Consider the following 21268-nt stretch of genomic DNA (forward strand, 5'->3'; position numbering starts at 1 on the left):
GAGCCGGTCGTATGGGCCACCCCTTCCCGATCAGGGAAATCGCACGTCAGGCAGGGCTGAGCGAGGCCACGGTCGACCGGGTGCTCAACGGCCGGGGCGGGGTGCGGGACAGCACCGCGCAGGAGGTGCGCCGGGCGATCGCCGACCTGGACCGGCAGCGCACCCAGGTCCGGCTGGTCGGCCGTACGTTCATGGTGGACATCGTGATGCAGTCGCCCGAGCGGTTCTCCACCGCCGTCCGGGCCGCCCTGGAGGCCGAACTCCCCGCGCTGCACCCGGCGGTGGTCCGCTCCCGTTTCCACTTCCGCGAGACCGGACCCGCCGACGGGCTGACCGGCGTCCTCGACCGGATAGCCCGGCGCGGCTCGCAGGGGGTGATCCTCAAGGCGCCGGACGTCCCCGGGATCACCGACGCCGTCGGGCGGCTCGCCGCGGCGGGCGTCCCGGTGGTGACCCTGGTGACCGACCTGCCCACCAGCACCCGCGTCGGCTGCGTCGGCAGCGACAACCGGGCGGCCGGCGCCACCGCCGCGTACCTCGTGGGCCAGTGGCTGGGGGAGCGGCCCGGCCATGTGCTCACCAGCCTCAGCAGCGGATCCTTCCGCAACGAGGAGGAGCGCGAGATGGGCTTCCGCAGCGCCATGCGTGCCCGTCACCCCCGGCGCACGCTCGTCGAGATCGCCGAGGGCCAGGGCCTGGACGCCACCCAGTACGACCTGGTGAGGACCGCCCTGGACCGCGATCCGGACATCCGCGCCGTCTACTCCATCGGCGGCGGCAACATCGCGACCCTGCGCGCCTTCGAGGACGCCGGCCGGGAGTGCGCCGTGTTCGTGGCCCACGACCTCGACCACGACAACACCCGGCTGCTGCGCGAGCACCGGCTGTCCGCGGTGCTCCACCACGACCTGCGCCAGGACCTGCGCGAGGCCTGCCACATCGTGATGCGCGCGCACGGCGCCCTGCCGCCGGCCGGCCCCACCCCGCCGTCCCCGATCCAGGTGGTCACGCCCTACAACATGCCCACCAACGTCCCTACGACGAAGGCACGTTGACCCACACGCCGCTCTCGGCCGAGCGCACCATCGCGTCCAGTACGGCCGCGCTGCGCACGGCGTCGGTGAGCGTGGCGCCGTACTCGGCGTCCTCGGCGACGGAGCGCAGGAAACGGTGGGCCTCGATCACCTTCAGGTCGTCGTAGCCCATCGCGTTCGCCGCGCCCGGCTGGAACGCGCCGAACTCGCCGTCGCCCGGACCGACGTGGACCGTGCTGACCGGCTGGTCCTGGTAGGCGGTGCCGCGGCTGACGCCGAGTTCGTTCATCCGGCGGAAGTCCCAGAACACGGCCCCCCTGGTGCCGTGCACCTCGAAGCCGTAGTTGTTCTGCTCGCCGACCGAGACCCGGCAGGCCTCCAGCACGCCGCGCGCGCCGGAGGCGAAGCGCAGCAGGCAGTTGACGTAGTCCTCGTTCTCCACCGGGCCGAGCGCGCCGCCACTGGCGCGGGCGTGGCCCGCCGTGGCCCCGGCCGGGCGGGCCCGCTCGGGCAGGAAGATCGCCGTGTCCGCGGTCAGCGAGGCGATGTCGCCGAGCAGGAAGCGGGCCAGGTCGGCGCCGTGGGAGGCCAGGTCGCCGAGCACTCCGCTGCCCCCGCGCTCCCGCTCGTAGCGCCAGGTCAGGGCGGACTCGGGGTGGGCGGCGTAGTCGCTGAACAGGCGGATGCGGACGTGGGTGACGGTACCGATGTCGCCGTCGGCGATCAGGGCACGGGCCGCCTCGACGGCCGGTGCGTTGCGGTAGTTGAAGCCCACCGCGCTGCGGACGCCGGCCTTGGCGACGGCGTCCGACACCGCGCGGGCGTCCTCGGCGGTGAGACCGACCGGCTTCTCGATCCAGATGTGCTTGCCGGCCTCGGCCATCGCGACGCCGATCTCACGGTGCAGGAAGTTCGGGGCCGTGATGCTGACCGCCCGGACCCGCGGGTCCGCGGCCACGTCACGCCAGTCGCGGGTGGTGCGGGCGAATCCGAACTGCGCGGCGGCCTCCTCGGCCCGGCCCGGTACCTCCTCGGCGACCGTGATCAGCTCCGGGCGCAGGGCGAGTCGCGGGTAGTGGTGCGGCACACGCGCGTACGCCTGGGTGTGCACCCGCCCCATCCAGCCGAATCCGATGACGGCGACACCGAGCGTATCCACCATGAGAGCCCTTCCCCGGACCGTTCCGTGACCGGACCGTTCCCTGTTCCGTCGAGCATTGTCCAGACAAACCTTGAGTGCGTACGGGTGAGGGTGTCAAGGAGGAAACCGGGTGAGCGGTACCTGTCCGCGAGGAAACGAACGACATGGCCGACCGTGTGGAGGACGAGCTCGCCGAGCGGTTCCGGGCGCCCCGGGCCGGCCTCCGGGCCGCGCTCATCGGCCCGGAGGCACTGGGCCCGGTCGAGCGGATCCGCAACCGCGGCTCACGGGTGCGGGTGCGGAGGGCGACCGTGGAGGAAGCGGTCGCCCGCGCCCCGTGCCGGACGGTGCTCGCAGGGCTGTGCGCGGCCAGGACCGCCGCCACGGCCCACGGCCGGCGACGCGCAACCGGACCGGCTCACCGGACCGGGTGCGGCGATGGCCGGGGCCGTGGCCGGCGGTGAGCTCTCCACCTGCTCCCGGCTCGACCCGGAACTCCGCATCCGCGTCCAGGAGTTCTCCGGCCGGTGCACAGCCGTGGGCCTGCTGGACCGGCTCAACGGCCGACGGGTGCGCCACCGTTTCCCGTCGGCGCCCGGGCCGGGACGCGCGCAGCACTCCCTGACCGGGTGCCTGGCCCCGATCGAGGCGATCGGGGCCTGATGCCCGGAGGCGGCCGAGGCGGCCGTGCGCGCCCACCTCGTCGGCGTGGTCGAGGTGCTGCGCGGCTGACGGCCGGTCGTTCACCACCGCGGGGCGAGCGCCGCACGGCGTCTTCGGGGCATCCTCGTATGCGGTAGGGTTGACCTGCGTGATCACGCGGTTCACCCCGCGGGCCGCATCGGGACGTGGCGCAGCTTGGTAGCGCACTTGACTGGGGGTCAAGGGGTCGCAGGTTCAAATCCTGTCGTCCCGACTCGTACGAGTCGCAGGTCGGGGCCGGTTTCGGAGAGATCCGAAACCGGCCCTTGACCATGTTCGGGGCCGGCCGGCCGGCCGGTCGGCCGGAGCGGATGCGGGCTCAGTGGTGCGGAGCGTCCACCGCGGGGTCGCGCCGGTGCTCCCCCGGAAGGAAGGTCACCTGGGGGGCGCCCGTGCGCGGATGGACGGTCACCTCGCCCGCGACCGCGTACACGTCGGCCAGCAGCCGGGGCGTGAGGACCTCGGCGGGCGTGCCGAAGGCCACGACCTCGCCTTCGCACAGGACATGGAGGCGGTCGCAGTAGTACGCGGCCAGATTCAGGTCGTGCAGGGCCAGCAGCACGGTCGCCGGCAGCCGGCGCAGCACGCCGAGGACATCCAACTGGTGGCGGATGTCCAGATGGTTGGTCGGTTCGTCGAGTACGAGCAGGGTGGGCCGCTGGGCGAGGGCACGAGCGATGAGGACGCGCTGGCGTTCGCCGCCCGAGAGCCGGTCGAAGCGGCGGTCGGCCAGATGGAGGGCGTCCACCGCGGCAAGCGCGTCGTCGATGACGGCGGCGTCCTCCGCCGTGTCGCCGGCCAGCAGCCGCTGGTGCGGGGTGCGGCCCATGGCGACGACCTCACGGACAGCGAGGTCGAAGTCCGCGGCCGAGTCCTGCACGACCGCCGCCACCGTGCGGGCCAGGTGCCGTACGGGCATCGACCGGACGTCGGTGCCGTCGACGCGGACCGTCCCCGCGACGGGGCGCAGCACACGGTAGACGGCCCTGAGCAGACTGGACTTGCCGCTGCCGTTGGGACCGACCAGCCCGACCACCTGCCCCGCGGACGCGGTCAGCGACACGTCGTGCACCAGGCGACGTGCACCGGCGGTGAGGGTGACGCCCTCGACGGACAGGTCGGTCGCGGCGCTCATGCCACTCCTCGGTCGGTGTTCCGCCGGGCGTCCCGGCGCATCAGCCACAGGAAGAACGGTCCGCCGCACAGCGCAGTGAGCACACCGACCGGTATCTCCAGGGGCGCCGCGATCGTGCGGGCGGCGATGTCGGCCCAGATCAGGAAGACCGCCCCGGCGAGCGCGGCCGTGGGAAGCACCCGGCGGTGCTCGCCGCCGACGAACAGGCGCACGATGTGCGGCAGCATCAGGCCGACGAAGCCGATCGGGCCGGCCGCCGCGACCAGGGCACCTGTGACCAGGGAGAGCAGGACGAACATCCGGGCCCGGAAGCGGGCCACGTCCAGCCCCATGGTCGTCGCCGCCTCCTCACCGGCCAGCAGCAGGTTCAGGTTCCGGGCCTGCACCAGGAGAACGCCGATCCCCAGCAGCACCGCCAGCCCCGGCAGCCACAGCGTGCCCCAGTTGACGCCACCGAGGCCGCCAAGGGTCCAGGCGAGCACGGCCCGGGCCTCGTTGCCGCGGTCGGTGGTGAGCAGCAGCAGGTTGAGCACGGCGGTGAGCACCGACGCGATCGCCACCCCCGACAGGACCAGACGCGTCGAGGTGATGCGCCCGCCGGTGCGGGCGGTGGAGTAGACGAGCAGCAGTGCGCCGAGCGCACCGGCGAACGCGGCGGCGGACAGGGAGAGGGGACCGAGAACGCCGACCCCGAAGACGATGACCGCGACCGCGCCGAGGGACGCCCCGGAGGAGACCCCGAGCAGGTAGGGCTCGGCGAGCGGGTTGCGGACCAGTGCCTGCAGGGCGGTGCCCACCACCGCGAGGCCGGCGCCGGTGACGGCTCCGAGCAGGACGCGCGGCGCCCGTACGTCCAGCACGATGGTCTCCCGTGCGCCGGACCAGTCCGGCTGCGTCCAGTCGGCGCCCAGCGCGTGCGTCACGATGCCCCAGACCTGGCCGGGCGGTACCCGGACCGATCCGATGGCCAGACCCGCCGTCGCGGAGGCGACGAGCAGGACGGCCAGCACGAGCAGGACGCCGGCCGTGGCCGTGCGGCCCTCCTCGCGCCCCTTTGCCGAAACCGGGCCGGCGGGTGTCCCGGTGACGGTGCCCGTCACCGGAAGCTCTGCGGATGCAGCCCGCGGGCCAGGTCCTCGACCGCGTACGCCGACCGGACACCGATCAGGGTCGCGGTCAGCGGCAGGACGACGAACCGCTCGTTCTCGACGGCGGGTACGTCGGCGAGGGCGGGCTGGGAGAGCAGGAACTCCTTCTTCTGTTCGACGCCGCCGGCACCGGCGTAGTCGTAGAGGGCGATCACCTCGGGCCGGCGCTCGACCACCTGTTCCCAGGAGACGTCACCGAAGACCTCGTCGAGGTCGGCGAAGACGTTCCTCCCGCCGGCCAGCCGGATCAGCTCGGTGCCCAGGCCCCTGCCGCCCGCGGTGAAGGCGCTCTTGTCGCCGCTGTCGTAGACGAAGACCGTTACCTCCGGCTCCCCTTCGACGGCGGACGCGGCCTCGCCGACCCTGCCCCGGAGGTCGGCGACCAGTTCGTCGGCGCGGTCGGACACGTCGAAGATCCGGCCTATGGTGCGGATCTCGGCGTAGGTGTCCTCCATCGTCAGCCGCTTCTCGCCGCAGTACTCGCGGTTGAGGTACGTGTCGATGCCGGCATCGGCGAACGCCTCGCGGGAGCGGCCCTCGTTCTCGGCGAAGGCGCTGCCGTAGCCGCCGTAGACGAAGTCGGGTCCGGTGTCGAGGATCTTCTCGAACGACGGTTCCCTCTCGGCGAGTTCCGGTATCGCCTCGAAGTCCTCTCTCAGTTCCGGCAGCACGGCCGAGTCGGGGAAGGCGGTGCCCACCATGCGGTCCTTCAGACCGAGGGCGAGCATCAGTTCCGCGGGGTGCTGGTGGACGGTGACCACCCGGGACGGCGGTGCGTCGTACGTCGTCCGCACACCGCAGTTGTCGATGGTGACGGGGAAGCCTTCGGCCGCGGCCGCGGTGGCCCCCGCGTCGCCGGTGCCGCCGTCGGACGAGCCGCAGCCCGCGGTCAGCAGGACCGCCGACAGCGCGACCGCCGCGGCCGTCGTGCGAAGGGACCGGCGCTTTCGCGCAGGGGTGAGCAGGGGAAACACGTGAAGCCTCCTGGAGTCCGCGCTCCTCGGGACGGGCCCGCGACAGGCCAGTGTCCTGACTCCCGGATCGACGTTCCCCCCCGCCTTCCCGCGCGCTGCGCAGTGGCGTGTCGGAGGGGCGCTCCCCGGTCACAGTGGCGGGACCGTGCCGGATTCGCACCGGCTTCCTGTCTCCCGTCGCGGCGATGACCACGTGATACTACGTTTCCCGGAGGCGAGGGCGAAAGGGCGTACGGGACCGGCCGTACGCCCCCACTCCCGTCAGGTCGCGCGGACAGCCCGCAGGACGAGCCGCTCGGCGTTCTCGTCGTAGGGACGGCCGTCGAAACCGCCGAAGACCTCCACACGGGCAAAGCCCGCCTCCTCGGCCATGCGGCGCAGCTCCACCGCGCTGTACACGAACCACACCAGGGTGGCCCGCGTGACCCGCTCTCCGCGGACCAGCACCCAGTCGCTGCGCAGCCGGGCCCAGTCGTCGAGCACGGTGTCGGTCTGCACCATCAGGTCGTCACCGCGCCGTACCACCTTGGGCGGGACGACCTTGCGGGCCAGCAGTTCCTTGCCCGCCAGGTCCAGGACCAGGACGCCGCCCGGCACCAGGCAGGAGTGCATGGTGCGCAGCACGCGTACGTTGTCGTCGGGATCCTCGAAGTACCCGAACGACGTGAACATGTTGAGGACGACGTCGAAGCCGTCCGGCGCCTCGTACCGGCGCGCGTCGGCCCGTACGAGGGCGACCCGGGCGCCGGCGTCGGCCGACCGCTTGCGCGCCCGGTCCAGCATGGCCGGACTGAGGTCCACTCCGGTCACCTCATGACCGCGGCGGGCGAGCGGCACGGTGAACACCCCCGGACCGCAGCACAGGTCCAGCACCCGCGATCCGGGCGGGAAGGACAGCAGGGGAGAGGTGTCCAGCAGCTCCTCGGCCTGCTGGTGGCGCTGCTCGGAGAAGAGGAAGTCGTGGAACTCGGTCCAGAAGTCATCGTCCTGGAACCCACCCGTCCGTGTCATGCCGCGTCAGCACTCCTTCGTCGTTTCCGTGGGAGAGGTGCCGCTGTGCCCTGCGGGGGCGCAGCGGCAGGAGCAAAAGGGGAAGCAGGAGGCACTGAGCGGCGGCCAGGAGCCAGAACGAGCCGGTGTCCCCGGCCCGTTCGCCGAAACCGTACAGTTGCCCGCCCAGCAGACCGCTCGCGCAGGCGCCCAGGCCCGCGGCCAGCCGCTGCTGACCGAAGACCACGGCGTCGGAGCGGGGACTTCGGCGCAGTGCCTCCAGGTCGTTCTTCAGGAACAGCACGATGTCGCCCAGGGTGATCAGCGCACCGCCCGCAAGCAGCGCCGCACGGGTGCCGATCGCCAGGACGGCCAGCCCGGCCGCCAGCCCCGTGAAACCGACGGCCAGGGCGAGGACGTACGGCATGCGCCGGATCAGGCCGGAGGCGAGGGGCTGCACGACGACGACCAGCGTGAAGCAGAGCAGAAGCACCAGGCTGTAGAACTCGCTCGAGGCGCGCTCGACGGCGTACACCGCCAGGAAGTGCTGGAAGTGGAAGTAGAGGTAGAACGCCAGCGCGTTGGCGGCGAAGGGCACGACGGCCACACCGGCCAGGAGACCGCTGCGGCCGGTGTCCGGGGTGGAGGTCCCTTTCCCGTCCGCGTCGGGCAGCCGTGCGTGGCCCGCCGTGACCGCGAGGAACAGGGCCGTGACGGCCGCGAACAGCCAGCCGGGCGAGGACAGTACGAACGGCCCGGCGACCAGAGGGCCTACGGCCATGCCCGCGTTGAGCGCCGCGTTGCCCGCCGACAGGAACGCCGGGCGACGTTCGTCGTCCACGCCGTGCACCAGATACGCCTTGTTGGCCGGCAGGTAGAGCGCGGCGCCGCAGCACGTCAGGATCAGCGCGCCGACAGCCAGCGGCGGCCAGCGCAACGCCATCAGCAGGCCGACGAAACCGGCCGTGCGGATCAGGAGCGCCCACAGCATCGTGCGGCGCAGCCCGATCCGGTCCGCCAGCGCCCCGCCCACGATGCCGCCGGAGAACTGCACGAGGGAGGCCACGGCGAGGACGGCGCCGACCGCGCCGAGATCCATACCGAGCCGCTCATGCAGGAAGACCGACATGAACGGCAGGACCATGAAGCTGCCGAGCGGAATCAGGAAGGAGCTGAGCAGCAGGAAGCGCGGCGGGCCGTCGAGCGGGAACAGCCCGGTTCGCGGGCCCGCCCCCCGCGCGGTGCGGTCAGCCACCGGAGACCTTCCGCCCGGCGCGGTCGGGGAACGGGTGGGTGAGCACGCGCAGGGCGTTGGCCGCGGCCACCGCCCGGTGTGTGGCGAGCTCGGCCGTCTCGGCCTCGGCGTAGACGATGCCCGCGTACCCGCGGCTGTCGCCCAGGTGCTCGACGGGATCGCCGGTCCGCTTGACCGGGTACCAGGCCGGAGCTCCCGGCATGTCCGCCAGGCGGTCGAGCCCGGCGACCCCGGTGAAGACGCCGGGTGCGGCCGGGTACCCCAGGACGAAGGCCACGGCCGGACCACCGGGTGGCGCGGCGTCGATCAGGCGGGGCCGGCGGCCGAGAGCGGTCTCGACCATCGCCTCGTACACGTTGACGCCGAGCGCCCGGCACATGCCCTCGCCGACCAGCGCGCCGCCGATCCGGGGATTGACCTCCACCACCTCCGGACCGTCGGCGGTCAGCACGAACTCGACGTGTGCGAAGCGGTCGGTGTACCCGAGGGAGGCCAGCACCTCACCGAGCCACCCCTCCAGCGACGCCCGCAGGTCCTCCGGGAGGGCCACGGGGAAGGCGGTGATCTCCTCACGGAAGTGCGGTTCCGGTGACATGAGTCTGCTGGCGACGCCGAGGAGGCGGGTGCGGCCCGCCCAGGTGAGGGTTTCGGCGCTGTACACCGGGCCGCTGAAGTAGGGCTCGGCGAACAGCCGGCCCTTCAGGTGCCGCCCGGCCGCCTCGCCCAGGACGGCGTCCAGTTCCCCCACGGTCCGGACCAGCCAGACGTTCTGGCTTCCGGTGCCCGCGGTGTCCTTGAGGATCGCGGGCAGTCCGGCCTCCTTGAGCAGCAGTTCCCGTGTGCCGGCCGCGGAGCCGGTGGTCTCGACGGCTCGTCCGCGCGTGAGCCCGGCCTCGTGCAACCGGTTGCGTACGGCGGCCTTGTCCCGGGTCAGCCGCAGGACGGCGGGGTCGAGGCCGGGCAGGCCGAAGCGGGCGGTGAGGTCGGCTCCGGCCAGGGTCCAGGTGTCGGTGGAGCTGATCAGGCCGCGCAGGTCCCGGGTCCGGTGCAGCAGGCCGGCCACCCGCTCCACGTCGAAGGTGTCGGTCTCGAGGACGTCGAGGGAGCCGGCGGGCAGCCGGTCCAGTTCGTACGCGTACCAGGAGGGGTCGCGGGTCAGCAGCAGCAGGCGCTCGCCCAGGGTGCCGGCGGCGCGCACCAGGTGTCCGAGTCCGAAGGTCAGTGACTCCAGGCAGACCACGGTCATACGGCCCGCTCCTTCCCGTGCGCCGGGCAGGCGGTGCGCTGCCACGTCATCCTCGACCAGGGCATGGTCATCTCCTCCGGGGCGCGGACCTCGGCCGGTTTCAGCGCGGCGGGGTCCTGGGCCTCCGTGTGCCGGGCGAATACGCGTTCGACGTAACGGTGTCCGGTGTCGGCGCCGACGACCAGGTGCAGCCGGTCGGGACGGCGGCGGGCCTCGTACGTCGCGGCCAGGTAGCCGGCGCCTGTGGAGAGCCCGGCGAAGACCGCGTGCTCGCGCAGCAGGGCGACCGCGCCGGACATCGCGTGGGTGAAGTCCAGCCAGTGCACGGCGTCGTAGAGGTGGTGGCGGACGTTGTCGAAGACGATGGACGACCCGATGCCGGCGATGATGGCTTCGGGGTCGTGGTGGTCCTGGCTGCCGAAGGTGACGCTGCCGAAGGGCTGGACGCCCACCAGCCGGACAGAAGGGTCCGTGACCCGCAGACGTTCCACGATGCCGCCCGTCGACGCTCCCGACCCCACCCCGCCGACCACGGTCAGCGCGGTGCCCGGAAACGCCGCCGCGATCCGGTCGGCGACCTCGTGGTAGCCGAGGTAGTGGACGTCGTCGTGGTACTGGCGCATCCAGTGGAGGTCGGGACGCCCGGCGAGCATCTCGCGCACCCGGCGTACCCGGAACTCCTGGTCGAGTGCGAGATCCCGCGAGGGCCGGACCTGTTCGACGGTGGCGCCGAGAATCTCCAGCTGGGCGAGCGTGGTGGCGTCGACGGTGGTGGACGCGACGATGTGACACCGCATGCCGTACCGGTGGCAGGCCAGCGCCAGCGCGTAGGCGTAGATGCCGCTGGAACTGTCGATCAGGGTCTGCCCCGGTCGGACCGTGCCCCGCTCGAGCAGATGACGCACGGCGGTGAGCGCCGAGTAGATCTTCATGGACTCGAACCGGAGCAGGACCACTCCGTCGGCGAGCCGTACCAGGTCCGGAATTTTCAGGGCGTCGGCGATGTGGGGGTGGATCACCCGTAGCCTCCTTGGGCGAATGAGCACTGGTGGCCGAGCGAGTGGAAGAAAGCGGACAGTTCGGACTTGAGGTCGGCGTCCGGGCGCCGGGTGAAGAGGTAGCCGATCAGGCAGCCGGTGTGCGCGACGAAGATCCCGTCGGCGCCGAACCGCTCGCGGTGGGCGAGGAGGCTGCCGAAAGCCGTCTTGGGCAGCACCTCCTGGGACAACGTGGCGCTGACGGTCGCCGCACGGGCGACGGCGGCCGGGTCGCCCGAGGCGAAGCCCTTGAGAAGGTCGGTCAGGCACCGCTCGTACTCCTCCCCGCGTCGCCGGTAGTGCTCGAGCAGTCGTCCGGTGACGGCACGGGTGTCCACGGTGCCGGGCTCGGTGACGAAGGCGGTGTGGAAGCCGACGTCCGTGCCCAGCCTCCTCACCACCCGGTGCCGGCCGCTGAGGTGCAGCGCGAACTCGTCCAGGAAGACGCTGTCGGCGCGTTCGATCGCCCCCAGGATCCCGAGCACCACATCCATGTCACAGGGCAGGGAGAAGACGTGGAAAAGGCAGCGCAGGGTGGCCACGATGTCCGCGGTCGAACTGGCCATTCCCACGCCCACCCGCAGGTCGGAGTGCGCGCTCCACTCGCCCGGCGGCAGGGTGAGGCCGTAGTGCTCCAGGAAGAGCCGGGCCGCGGCCACCGCCTTCTCGCCGAGCGGTGGGGGCTGCGGTGGACCGGCCGCGGTCCCCGGGGTGAAGTACACCCAGGAGTGGAGGTTCACGGGAAAGGACACCACCGCGATGTCCGGATCGGCACCCGCCCGCAACGGCCCCTGGTACAGCTCGCCCAGGGTGCCGTGGCAGACACCGGACAGGGTGCCCCGGCCCGGCGGCCTCTGTTCCTCCCGGTCGCGCACGGCCGGGGCCGGCCCGGCCCGTTCCGGCCCACCGGGCGGCGAGGCGTTCGTGAACCGGCACAGCCGATGGGCGCCCGCTGGGTCACGCACGCGTTCTCCTCCGTCCCGAGCCCTGCACACCGGAAGGGAAGGAGGCGCGGTCACACGCAAGCCGTGCGACGTCCGCACCGCCGACCCAGTCCACGAGGTCACCGTGCACAGCCCGCGCGCATGACGCACGGGCACAGCGGCAGGTCTTCGGACTCGTGGGCGCGCCCGCCGGACATCCGCGGACCCCTACCGGCCGTCACTTCCCCGGCCCTGGCACGGGCCCAGTGTCGTTTGACGGCGTTCGTTCCCACTCACCGCTGCGGGACAGTCCCGGATTCCCACCGGGTTCCCTCTTGCGTCGCGCCACCGGACGTCCGGGCGGACGGGCGTCGCGAACCGGCTGCGCGGATCAGCGTAGAGGCGCCCGCGCCCCGGCGACAGTGGGGGAACGGCGGTTGTCCTGAATGCGAGTGGTGCGCAGCCGGGGCGGGGGAGCCTGGCGGTTGCGCGCGCGGGTGTGCGGCGGTGGCGGATCCGCTGTGCCCACTGGGCCCGGTGGGGAGCCGGGGACGGCGGCCCGCAGCGGACCGGTGAGCTGCCGGCCTTCGCCGTTGCTCCGGGCTCTGGCCGGATCGGGTATCGGCGATGTGCCGTCTCCTCAGCCAGACTGGTTGCCCCACGACACACGCGCACCAACCCTGAGGTGCCAGTGCCCGGGAGGCCCCGATGCTGTCAGACGCGAATCCGGACGAGGACGGGACCGCCGCCCGGCCGGGACGAGAACGCCCGCCCGCCGACCGTGTCGCCCTGCGGGGTGATCTGCGCTCCGCTCTGCCCGACGCCACTGCGGCGGTGGTGGTCACGGCGGCCGTGTTCGTGTTCCTGTACGTGCGCGTGGGCTCGGGCGATTCCGACACGGTCGCGGTCATGCCGTTCATGGACGACGCCGGCACCTACTGGATGTATCTGCTCAGCCAGGCGTTCGGGTGGTCGGGCCTGCTCTGGGCGTGGGGCACGGTGATGCTCGGACTGCTGCTGTCCGGGCCGCGTCCCGCCCGGCTGCCGGTCTCCCGACGGGTACTGGAGCGCTGGCACCGCACCACGAGCCTGACCACGATGGCCCTGATGCTCGCGCACGCGCTGATGTTCGCGGCGGAACTCGTCCGCTACGAGGCGGAGTCGGGCTGGGCCGAACGGCTGTGGACGGGCTTCGCGGACAGCTTCGTGCCGGGCTGGTACGACTCCGGGACCGGCAGGGTCGCCATCCCGCTCGGTCAGGGCGCCCTGTATCTGGCGATCCCCCTGGGCCTGTTGTTCTACGTCCGGCACCGCATCGGAGCGAACGCCTGGCGACGGCTGCACCGGTTCGTCATCGTCGTGTACGTGCTGAGCGTGTGGCACACCCTGCTGTACGGGACCAACGTCTGGTACGGGGAGTGGCCGCGCACCGTGCTCTGGCTGCTGCAGCTGCCGGTCGCGGTACTCCTGCTGCTCCGGTTGCTGCGGCCGGCCCGCAGGGCCGAGCACCTGGGCACGCCCCGGGGACGTGCGGGGGTGAGCCGGCCGGCCTGGGCGGCGCGGGCGGGTGGACGGCTCGCGGCCGCAGCGGCCGTCGTCGGACTGCTCGTCGTCGTGGTGTCCGGCCGCGACGGAGGACGGGACCGTCCGGCCGAGCCGCCCGCGACGGCACCGCACGCCCAGGAGGCGGAATGACGTTCCCGTCCGGGCGCGACCCCGACGACCCGACGCGCACCGCGCGTGCGGCCCGGCCCGATTCCGTGAGCACCGCGCACGCCCCGTCCGCCCGGCAGGCCACCTCGGGGGCGAGGACGGAGGCCACCGTGGTGCGAGAGCCCGCGCGATGCCATGATGGCCGACGACAAGGCGACGGCGGAACGAGGAAGCCGGTGTGAATCCGGCGCGGTCCCGCCACTGTGATCGGCGAGCGAGCCCCGCACATGACCACTGCCCGCACCAGGGTGGGAAGGCGCGGAGCGCGCATCGACCCGAGAGCCAGGAGACTCACGCGGTCGCCTCCTCGACGTGTCACCGGGGCGGATCTCCCCGGAAGAGAGGAACGATGCCGCATGCCTGACGACGCGAGCAGGGCCGAAGCGACGTCCGTCGACGTCGCGACCTCGGGGCCCGCCCCGGCACCCTGCCGAGTGGTCGTGTGCAGGGACTGCTGCTGCGGCAGCCCGAAGGTGACCGGTGTCGACCACGCGGCGCAGACGGCGCGCCTGCGCGCGGAGGTACCGGTACGGGTGTCCGCGTGCCTGGACGTGTGCGAACAGGCCAACGTCATCGTCGTCCAGCCCTCCGCGGCGGGCCGGGCCGCCGGCGCCCGGCCCGTCTGGTTCGGACTGGTCAACGACCCGGACGCCACCGAGGACATCGCCGCCTGGGCACGCGCCGGCGGACCCGGCGTAGTACCCCCACCGGACATCCTCGACCTGTACGCCATCACGCCGCCGCGACGGCGTACGGCTTCCTGAGACCGCGCTCACCCCTTCACCGGCCCTGCGCCGGTACACCCGCCGGAAAGGAAGCGCCCGACATGACCGAACATGCCCGGGCTTCTGCCGGGGCCGTCGCCGCGGCTCTCCAGGACGTGGCGGCCCTCGGCGGTTTCTTCGCCGTGCACGTCGGTGGCCGGGACGAGGGCTGGCATCCGCTCGACCACTCCTGTGCGAGGGGCTTCACCGACCTGGCCGAGGCCGTGGCGCACCGGTACCACACCCGCGAACCGCGGATCGACGTGTCCATCGCCCACCTCGGACACGCGGCACGCCTGTGGTCCCCCGCCCTTGCTTGCGCACTGCTGCACGGGATCGTCCCGGACCTGACGGAACTGCAGCGTGCCGACGACGGGCCGGCCCTCCGGCTGCCCCGCCCCGCCGGCTGGCACACCGAGCTGCTGCCCGAACCCGCTCTCGCCCTCAACGAGCAGGTGATGGGCCATCTGCGGGGGCTCGCGGCCGGACTCCGCGTCAGGATCGCTCCGCGTCTGCTGGACGGGAACGCCGCCTCCGCACTCGTCGGGGCGGCCCATGCCCTGCTGAGGGCCCGCCCCGGGCTGCGCGAGCCACTCACCGGCCTCACGACCGAGCTGCTGGGCACCGGACGGCTCGCGGGCACGGGAACGATCACCGGACCTGATCTCACGTTCCGGCGCCGCAGTTGCTGCCTCTACTACCGTGTGCCGAACGGCTCGAAATGCGGTGACTGCTGCCTGGCCGGTCGGGACGGACCGTGAGGTGAGCCGCGACCGGAGCGCCGCACCGGCCCACCGGCTCCGCGCAGGCCGGCGCTCCGGCAGGGGCGGACCACCTCGCACGGGGCAGGGCGGACTCCGGTGACGCCGGGCCTCCACGCGTCCACCGTTTCCTCCTGGTGACGCCCCGTTGACAGAGTGCGGCGCGGATCCCACAATCAGTGCCGTGACCACACACCGGTTCCACACGACGACGGGGCCTCTGCGCGTCCCGGACCGAACCGGCTGTGAACGCTCCGGTCGATAACCGGCTGCCTTTGAGCCACAGGCTCGACGCACCCCGACCCTGACACCGGACCGCGCTCCCGTCCTTGCGGCGGACGCCCCGGACATCATCGCGCCCGGCCGTCCCGGCCGCTTCCAGGCCGTCCGCACGCCCGTCTCCCGCGGACGCCGGACACCGTGGCGAAGCAGACACGAGAAGGAGCACTTCATGACCGTCACGCACGCTGGTCCGGCCGTCGGCCTGCGCGAAGCGCGCATCCCGCAGGACGGGATGTACGAGGGGCGACGCACACTGCGCCGGCTGCCCGAGGGGCAGCAGGAACGCCCCTACGAACGGTTCGACGTCGTCCCGCAGGCACGCACGATCGGCGCCGAGATCAAGGGCGTCGACCTCTCACGCCCGCTCGGCCCCGAGCTCCGCGAGGAACTCAACCGGGCCCTGCTGGAGTGGAAGGTGCTGTTCTTCCGCGCCCAGCACCTCACCTCCGACCAGCAGCGCGCCTTCGCGGGCCACTGGGGCGAACTGGAGACGAACCCGCTGCTCGCCACCGGTGCCACCGAGGACGTCGTCCGCTTCGACAAGCGTGACCCGGCCACCCCGACCTACGAGAACGTCTGGCACGCCGACGTCACCTTCCGGGAGCGGCCCGCGCTCGGCGCCGTCCTCCAGGTGCGCGAGGTGCCCCCGTTCGGCGGGGACACCATGTGGGCGGACATGGCGGCCGCCTACGACAACCTTCCCCAGGAGGTGAAGGACCGCATCGAGGGTGCCCGGGCCGTGCACGACTTCATCCCCGGCTTCGCCAGGTTCTACGGGCCCGAGCGGCTGATTCCCCATCAGGACCGGTTCCCGCCCGTGGAACATCCGGTCGTGCGCACCCACCCCGAGACCGGGCGGCGCATGCTGTTCGTGAACACCTCCTTCACCACCCACATCACCGGGACGACCCGCGAGGAGAGCGACCGGCTGCTGCGGTACCTCTTCCAGCAGGCGCACGTTCCGGAGTTCCAGGTGCGCTTTCGCTGGCAGCCGGGGGACATCGCCTTCTGGGACAACCGCGCCACCCAGCACTACGCCGTCAACGACTACGGCAGCGGGCGCCGGGTCGCCGAGCGCGTCGCCATCGCCGGCGACCGCCCTTACTGAGCGCCCCTGCCGACCGCCGTTCCCCGCAAAGGCATGTCCGGTCCCGTGGGGCCGGCGGGTGGCGTGGGCCGGGCGACGGCGATGGTGACGCCGGACCGTGGTCGTGGCGTCGTCGCGGCGGCCCGGTGCTGCTACCAGCACATGACCGCCGTCTCGCCCGAACCCCGTGCGGAGTACAGGCGGATCCGGACGAAGCAGCGGCAGCCCTTGACGAGCCGGACCGCGCGCGTCGCGTTGTGCGGGGTCCCTCCGTCGTCGTGCCCGACGAGGCAGCGGGGCTCCCCGTTCCGCTCCTCGAACAGCACGACGACCAGGTCGCCGTCGCCGAAGGGGCCCACCGTGTACGCGCGGGTCTCCACCGGGTCGATGCGGAAGTCGGCCTGTTCACCGGGGCCGAGGCCCAGCGGTACCGAGCGGAACGGCACCGGCGCGGGCGGGCCGGGCCGTTCGGCCGGGGGCACCGGCCGAGGACGAACTCCTTGTCGGCCGCGGACAGGGAGCCGGGCGGACGACGCCACCGCGGTACCGCTCCGGTTCCAGGATCAGCCCCGGCGCGAAGGCGGGGGCCGGCTGCCGCGGCAGCGAGCAGGAGCGAGGGGGCATGGCCGACGCTGACGGAGCCCGGGCCGACGGAACCACGGTCGGCCGCATCACGCCTGACGGAGCCCCGGTCGGTCGAACCCCGGGAGGCCCAGCCCGTCCGACCCCCGTACCCGGCCTTCAAGGACTCCGCTCAGGCCGCGCCGAACGCCGAGAACGACCACCCGGTGGCCCGGTGCACCGCGTCGCCCGGCAGACAGGCCCGCGCGTCGCGCAGGGCCTCCGCCAGGGAAAGGCCCGTGTCGAGCCCCTTGTGCAGCGCGAGCATCAACGGCACCACCGCGGCGTCGTTGACGGGCGCGCTGCACGCCACCACGCCCGCGGTACCGAGCGGAAGCAACGCCGTGACCAGGCCCAGGAGTTCGTCCGCGCCCACGCTGGCGAACCGCGCGGTGTCGCAGCAGGAGAGGATGATCCGGTACGGGCTGCGGCCGAGCCGCTCGAAGTCGTGCACGATCAGCGGCCCGTCGGCCATCCGCAGCGAGGAGAACAGCGGGCCGTCCGCACGGAACTCGCCGTGCGCGGCGATGTGTGCCAGCTCGGCCCCGTCCAGTTCCTCCAGGACCCGCTCCACCCTCGCGTCGTCCTCCTCCAGGACGTGCGCCCCTCCGTACCGGCCGGCGAGCTCCGCCACCTCCGCGCCGCCCGTCGCGAGCCCGGGGCCGCGCACCAGCACCTGGCGGCCCCCGGGCGTCGGCGCGGTCTCCCGCGCGCGCAGCCAGCCGCTCGCCGACGGCGACACACTGAACACCCGGTCCCGCAACGACGGAAGCAGCGCCCACGGCACCCGGTGCAGCCGCCCCGGCGGTACGACCACCAACGGACCGGTGCCCAGATGCGCCGCCGCCGGACCCAGCAGCAGCTCCTCCAGCCGCCCGCCCGCGGCCTCCACCACCGGCAGCCGTGCCTGAGCCCCCGGATGGGCCAGGCGCCGCAGCCCGGCCTGCACATGCTCGGCCTCGGTCTCCGCCGCGGCCAGCCGCCCCGCCTCGAACCGCCGTACCCGCCCCTGCCCGCACAGCAGCACCTGCACCCGCCCGTCGAGCACGGCGAGTTCCACCAGCAGGACGTCGCCGCTGTCGCTCAGCCGCCGCAGCAGCCTGCCGACGTCGAACCTTTCCCCGACGTCGAACCGCCCCCGGCCGTCGGTCGCCGTACCGCGCACGTGCAGGGTGCGGGAACGGATCTCCCGCTCCAGGCGCCGCTGTTCCCGCTCCAGCGCCGGTACGGCCCTGCCGTCCCTCCGCGCCTGTTCCGCGCGGGCGGCGATCTCCCGGTAGGCCGTCATACCGCTGAGCAGCGCCGGGTCGGCAGGGGGCCGGGTGGGCGGCGTGGACAGCGCGGTGGCCCGCCAGCGCTCGCTCCACACCAGCAGCCGCCGCGGCCCGCCCGAGACCAGGCTCGCCCGCTGCGCCAGGGCGGCCAGCTCAGCGCCCTGCGCGGTGGCACGGGCCCGCAGCTCCGACGCGCCCAGCGTCATCCGGTGGTCGTCGAGTACGTCGAGCCCCCGCCGGCAGGCCTCCAGCACCCCCCGCGCGGACCCGGCCGCCTGCGCCCGCAACGCCTGCGCCGCCCAGCCCGTCAGCCGCGCGAGCGGGGGCCCGCTGCGTCTGCTGCGGGCGGCGACCGCCAGATGCCGCTCGGCGTCCGCCGTCCAGCCGAGGTCCAGCGCGATCCGGCCCGCGAGCAGCGACGCCTCCGGCGCCGTCGGCGCACCCAGCGCGGCCAGCCGGTCGGCCACCGCGGCCGCCTCCGCCACCAGCCGCCCCGAACCGCGTCCGGCCGAGTGCCGCGCCTCGATCAGCACCAGCCGCGCGTGCGTCTCCCACCAGGTGCGCCGCTGCCCCGCGAACAGCCGTACGGCGAGCGCCGCGCGGGCGATCGCCGTCTGCGGGTCGTCCGTCAGCCGGGCCGCCCGCGCGGCGGCCAGCAGCAACTCCGCCTTGCGGGTGGGCTGGCCGCCGATCCCGTCGAGCGCCTTGACCGCTGCGTCCGCCCCGGCCAGCGCCTCGGACGCCAGTCCCGCCGCCATCAGCACCTCGCAGCGCCGGATGTCGAGCATGAACGTCGGCGTGCCGAGCTCGGCGTAGCGTTCCTCCGCCTCGTCCAGCAGCCTGAGCGCCGCCGGGACGTCACCGGAGCGGAACGCGGCGAGACCCCGGCTCTCCACGGCGTCCGCCTTGTCGTGCTCCTGGCCGGTGGTGTCCCACAGCGCCTCCGCCGCGGTGAAGTCGGCCTCGGCCCGTTCCACCGCGCCCAGCGCCAGGTGCACCGTCGCGCGCAGGGTCAGGGCACGCGCCGTCCAGATCACGTCGTCCACCTGCCGCAGCACGGTGATCGCCCGCCGTACGTCCTCCAGCGCCTCCTTGTGATGCCCCAGCACCCACCACGCGTACGCACGCCGGAACAGCACGCGCGCGCGCGTGTGCCCGGTGCACCGCGCGACGCCACGGCTCAGGGCGTCCATGCCCTGCCGAGTGCGCCCCGCGTGCACCAGCGCCACCCCGAGGGTGCCCAGGACGTCCGCCTCCCGCTCGGCCGAGTCCGCGCGCGCCGCCCAGTCACGGGCCCGCCGCAGGTGGGTCAGGGCCAGCCGCAGGTCGCCGAAGTCCCGCTGCCACATGCCGATCACCTGGTGGGCGACGGACGCGTGCAGCGGCGTGGGACGGCCGCCCAGCACCTTCTCCGCCCCCGCCAGGGCCTCGCCCGGGGCGGCGAACACCATCGGCAGCAGTTCCAGCACCGATTCGCTTCCCGCTGTCACCTCATGGATGGTAGTGCTCCGCAACCGCGCCCCACAGGTGTGACGTGGTATCAAACGCCGTCCCCACGACTCTGGTTCACGACGCGCCGTTCCACCGGCGCCGTCGGACGGCGGCACGGCCCGACGACGGCGTCACCCGACGGCGCGTCACCCGACGACACCGACCCCGCTCTACGACAGCTCCCGCGGCCCCGGCCGCCATCGCCCCGGTGGAGGACACGCCATGGCACCCCAGCGATTCCGTGAGCAGTACAGCCAGATCCAGCGCTCCATGCCCGACGTCCCCCTGGCGATCGGCCCGGACGACGCGGGGGAGTTCCTCTACGAGAAGGGCGTCGTGCTCGCCCGCGACGGCGAGGAGGCCCGCCTCGTCGAGGACACCGTGCGGCGGCACTTCACCACCTTCGCCGGTCTGACCGCCGACCACGTGCGCCGGGCGGGCCCGGAGACCAACCGCTCGGGCATCACCCGCATCCAGGTCGCTGACCCCGGGCAGGGCGACGGCAGCGGTGACCCCGCCGTGGCGGGCGCCCTGCGCGCCCTGCGGGAGCCGGAGGGCCGCACCGGCCGCCGGCTGGTCAGCCGCAACCACGTGGTGTCGATCGCCGTCAACGCCTGCCCCGGCGACGAGCCCGTCCCCGTGGGGGCCGGCGCGCAGCCCAACCCGGCCGCCGCCGACGACGCACACGCCGGCGACGGCGCCGTCGGTGTGCTGGTCATCGACACCGGCCTCATGAACGACTACCGGTCCTACCCGCTCCTCGCCCGCACCCGGGGCGACGCCCAGGTCGAGGAGTGCGGGGAGGACGGCGTCCTGAGGCAGTACTGCGGTCACGGCACATTCATCGCGGGGCTCGTCGCGGCCGTCGCCCCCCACACGGCCATCACCGTCCGCGGCACCCTGAACGACGCCGGTGCCATCCTGGAGTCCGAGTTCGGCGAGAAGCTGTTCGAGGCCGTCGACCAAGACGGCTGGCCCGACGTCATCAGCCTCTCCGCCGGCACCTCCAACGGCCGCACCGACGGACTGCTCGGCGTCGACGCCTTCATGCGGGAACTGAGGCGGCAGCGCACCCTGCTGGTCGCCGCCGCCGGCAACAACTCCAGCGCCACGCCGTTCTGGCCCGCCGCCTACGCCGACCTCCCCGGCTTCGAGGACGCCGTCCTGTCGATCGGCGCCCTGCGGGGCGACGGAGACTTCGGCGCCTGCTTCAGCAACCACGGTGCCTGGGTGAAGGCCTACGCGCCCGGCGAGCGCCTCACCAGCGCGCTCACCGGCTTCAAGACCCCGGTGCCGTACGTGTACCAGCACTCCACCTACGACGCCTGCCGCTACGGCTTCGGCTACGCCTGCACCTGCAGCCACCCCCCGCACACCGGCGTCCTCAGTGAGGAGGGCGGCTCCGGCAAGCCGGACCAGGTGATGTTCGAGGGCCTCGCCCAGTGGAGCGGCACCTCGTTCGCCACCCCCGTCGTCGTCGGCATGGTCGCCGCCCACATGACCGCGCGGGCCGAGACCGACCCGCGCAAGGCCCGGCAGCAGCTGATGGACGCGAACGGCGACGTCGCCGAGGTGCGCGGGGCGAACGTACCGGCGCTCGTCCCGGCCGCCTGGCGTCCCACGCCGGTCGTGCTCCCCTCCGCCCGGACATGAGGTCCAGGACCGTCCCCTCCGCGGCGTACGATGACGT

18 protein-coding genes, 1 tRNA gene, 1 pseudogene and 3 riboswitches are annotated in these 21268 nt (G+C 73.3%); of the genes and pseudogenes, 9 read left to right on the plus strand and 11 right to left on the minus strand.

The genetic code is table 11. The annotated features are described in order from the left end of the window. The first annotated feature begins 11 nt into the window (after positions 1-11). Positions 12-1055 carry a LacI family DNA-binding transcriptional regulator gene (locus TU30_RS19130; RefSeq protein WP_042171635.1) on the plus strand — a complete coding sequence of 348 codons (1044 nt, stop codon included), beginning with the start codon at positions 12-14 and terminating at the stop codon, positions 1053-1055. Here TU30_RS19130 and TU30_RS19135 read toward each other — a convergent pair. Further along, the gene (locus tag TU30_RS19135) at positions 1036-2196 is read right to left on the minus strand and encodes a Gfo/Idh/MocA family protein (RefSeq protein WP_042171636.1); all 1161 of its coding nucleotides are present in this window, start codon (positions 2194-2196) and stop codon (positions 1036-1038) included. The genes TU30_RS19130 and TU30_RS19135 overlap by 20 nt on opposite strands. 143 nt (positions 2197-2339) lie before the next feature. Between TU30_RS19135 and TU30_RS37405 the strand changes: the two genes are divergently transcribed. The 3 genes from TU30_RS37405 to TU30_RS19145 all read left to right on the plus strand — a co-directional run bounded on the left by TU30_RS37405 (position 2340) and on the right by TU30_RS19145 (position 3091). Next, positions 2340-2639: a hypothetical protein gene (locus TU30_RS37405; protein ID WP_052479857.1), complete on the plus strand. Its 300-nt coding sequence runs from the start codon at positions 2340-2342 to the stop codon at positions 2637-2639. Further along, the gene (locus TU30_RS37410; protein WP_052479858.1) at positions 2614-2838 is read left to right on the plus strand and encodes a hypothetical protein; all 225 of its coding nucleotides are present in this window, start codon (positions 2614-2616) and stop codon (positions 2836-2838) included. The genes TU30_RS37405 and TU30_RS37410 overlap by 26 nt, the downstream gene beginning before the upstream one ends. A 179-nt stretch (positions 2839-3017) precedes the next feature. Next, positions 3018-3091, plus strand: a tRNA-Pro gene (locus TU30_RS19145). Positions 3092-3196: 105 nt separating this feature from the next. Here the strand turns inward: TU30_RS19145 and TU30_RS19150 are convergent. The 8 genes from TU30_RS19150 to TU30_RS19185 all read right to left on the minus strand — a co-directional run bounded on the left by TU30_RS19150 (position 3197) and on the right by TU30_RS19185 (position 11627). Continuing rightward, complete coding sequence (locus tag TU30_RS19150) at positions 3197-4012, minus strand: ABC transporter ATP-binding protein (protein ID WP_042171637.1); 816 nt, start codon at positions 4010-4012, stop codon at positions 3197-3199. After that, the gene (locus TU30_RS19155; protein ID WP_042171638.1) at positions 4009-5112 is read right to left on the minus strand and encodes an iron ABC transporter permease; all 1104 of its coding nucleotides are present in this window, start codon (positions 5110-5112) and stop codon (positions 4009-4011) included. The genes TU30_RS19150 and TU30_RS19155 overlap by 4 nt, the downstream gene beginning before the upstream one ends. Then, on the minus strand, positions 5109-6125 hold the full coding sequence (locus tag TU30_RS19160) for an ABC transporter substrate-binding protein (protein ID WP_370626675.1): 1017 nt from the start codon (positions 6123-6125) through the stop codon (positions 5109-5111). Before TU30_RS19160 ends, TU30_RS19155 begins: the two co-directional genes overlap by 4 nt. A gap of 39 nt (positions 6126-6164) precedes the next feature. Continuing rightward, a riboswitch (cobalamin riboswitch) is annotated at positions 6165-6340 on the minus strand. A gap of 55 nt (positions 6341-6395) precedes the next feature. Continuing rightward, the gene (locus tag TU30_RS19165; RefSeq protein ID WP_042171640.1) at positions 6396-7145 is read right to left on the minus strand and encodes a class I SAM-dependent methyltransferase; all 750 of its coding nucleotides are present in this window, start codon (positions 7143-7145) and stop codon (positions 6396-6398) included. Next, positions 7114-8379, minus strand: a complete 1266-nt coding sequence (locus tag TU30_RS19170) for an MFS transporter (RefSeq protein ID WP_042171641.1) — start codon at positions 8377-8379, stop codon at positions 7114-7116. The genes TU30_RS19165 and TU30_RS19170 overlap by 32 nt, the downstream gene beginning before the upstream one ends. Further along, positions 8372-9625, minus strand: a complete 1254-nt coding sequence (locus tag TU30_RS19175; protein ID WP_042171642.1) for an ATP-grasp domain-containing protein — start codon at positions 9623-9625, stop codon at positions 8372-8374. Before TU30_RS19175 ends, TU30_RS19170 begins: the two co-directional genes overlap by 8 nt. Beyond that, complete coding sequence (locus tag TU30_RS19180; RefSeq protein WP_042171643.1) at positions 9622-10644, minus strand: cysteine synthase family protein; 1023 nt, start codon at positions 10642-10644, stop codon at positions 9622-9624. Before TU30_RS19180 ends, TU30_RS19175 begins: the two co-directional genes overlap by 4 nt. Then, positions 10641-11627, minus strand: coding sequence for a hypothetical protein (locus TU30_RS19185; RefSeq protein ID WP_234307908.1), 987 nt, complete (start codon positions 11625-11627; stop codon positions 10641-10643). The genes TU30_RS19180 and TU30_RS19185 overlap by 4 nt, the downstream gene beginning before the upstream one ends. Positions 11628-11747: 120 nt before the next feature. Next, positions 11748-11950: riboswitch (cobalamin riboswitch) on the minus strand. A gap of 343 nt (positions 11951-12293) precedes the next feature. On the opposite strand from TU30_RS19185, the gene TU30_RS19190 reads away from it, so the two are divergent. The 4 genes from TU30_RS19190 (at position 12294) to TU30_RS19205 (ending at position 16213) form a co-directional block, all read left to right on the plus strand. Further along, complete coding sequence (locus TU30_RS19190) at positions 12294-13280, plus strand: ferric reductase-like transmembrane domain-containing protein (RefSeq protein WP_042171644.1); 987 nt, start codon at positions 12294-12296, stop codon at positions 13278-13280. Positions 13281-13461: 181 nt separating this feature from the next. After that, positions 13462-13591, plus strand: a riboswitch (cobalamin riboswitch). 63 nt (positions 13592-13654) lie between these two features. Next, the gene (locus TU30_RS19195; protein ID WP_234307909.1) at positions 13655-14062 is read left to right on the plus strand and encodes a (2Fe-2S) ferredoxin domain-containing protein; all 408 of its coding nucleotides are present in this window, start codon (positions 13655-13657) and stop codon (positions 14060-14062) included. Between the two features lie 62 nt (positions 14063-14124). Beyond that, on the plus strand, positions 14125-14823 hold the full coding sequence (locus TU30_RS19200) for a (2Fe-2S)-binding protein (protein WP_042171645.1): 699 nt from the start codon (positions 14125-14127) through the stop codon (positions 14821-14823). Between the two features lie 451 nt (positions 14824-15274). Continuing rightward, positions 15275-16213 (plus strand): TauD/TfdA family dioxygenase, encoded by a 939-nt coding sequence (locus TU30_RS19205; protein WP_042171646.1) that lies wholly within the window; start codon positions 15275-15277, stop codon positions 16211-16213. A gap of 131 nt (positions 16214-16344) precedes the next feature. Here the strand turns inward: TU30_RS19205 and TU30_RS19210 are convergent. Then, positions 16345-16771, minus strand: a pseudogene (locus tag TU30_RS19210) (hypothetical protein); the annotation flags it as partial. 175 nt (positions 16772-16946) lie between these two features. Beyond that, positions 16947-19538 (minus strand): CHAT domain-containing protein, encoded by a 2592-nt coding sequence (locus TU30_RS19215; RefSeq protein WP_199816873.1) that lies wholly within the window; start codon positions 19536-19538, stop codon positions 16947-16949. Positions 19539-19800: 262 nt separating this feature from the next. Between TU30_RS19215 and TU30_RS19220 the strand changes: the two genes are divergently transcribed. Beyond that, positions 19801-21231 (plus strand): S8/S53 family peptidase, encoded by a 1431-nt coding sequence (locus TU30_RS19220; RefSeq protein WP_042171648.1) that lies wholly within the window; start codon positions 19801-19803, stop codon positions 21229-21231. Positions 21232-21268: the final 37 nt, after the last annotated feature.

Source organism: Streptomyces sp. NBRC 110035 (assembly GCF_000829695.1).
In the GTDB taxonomy this organism is placed as follows: Bacteria; Actinomycetota; Actinomycetes; order Streptomycetales; family Streptomycetaceae; genus Streptomyces.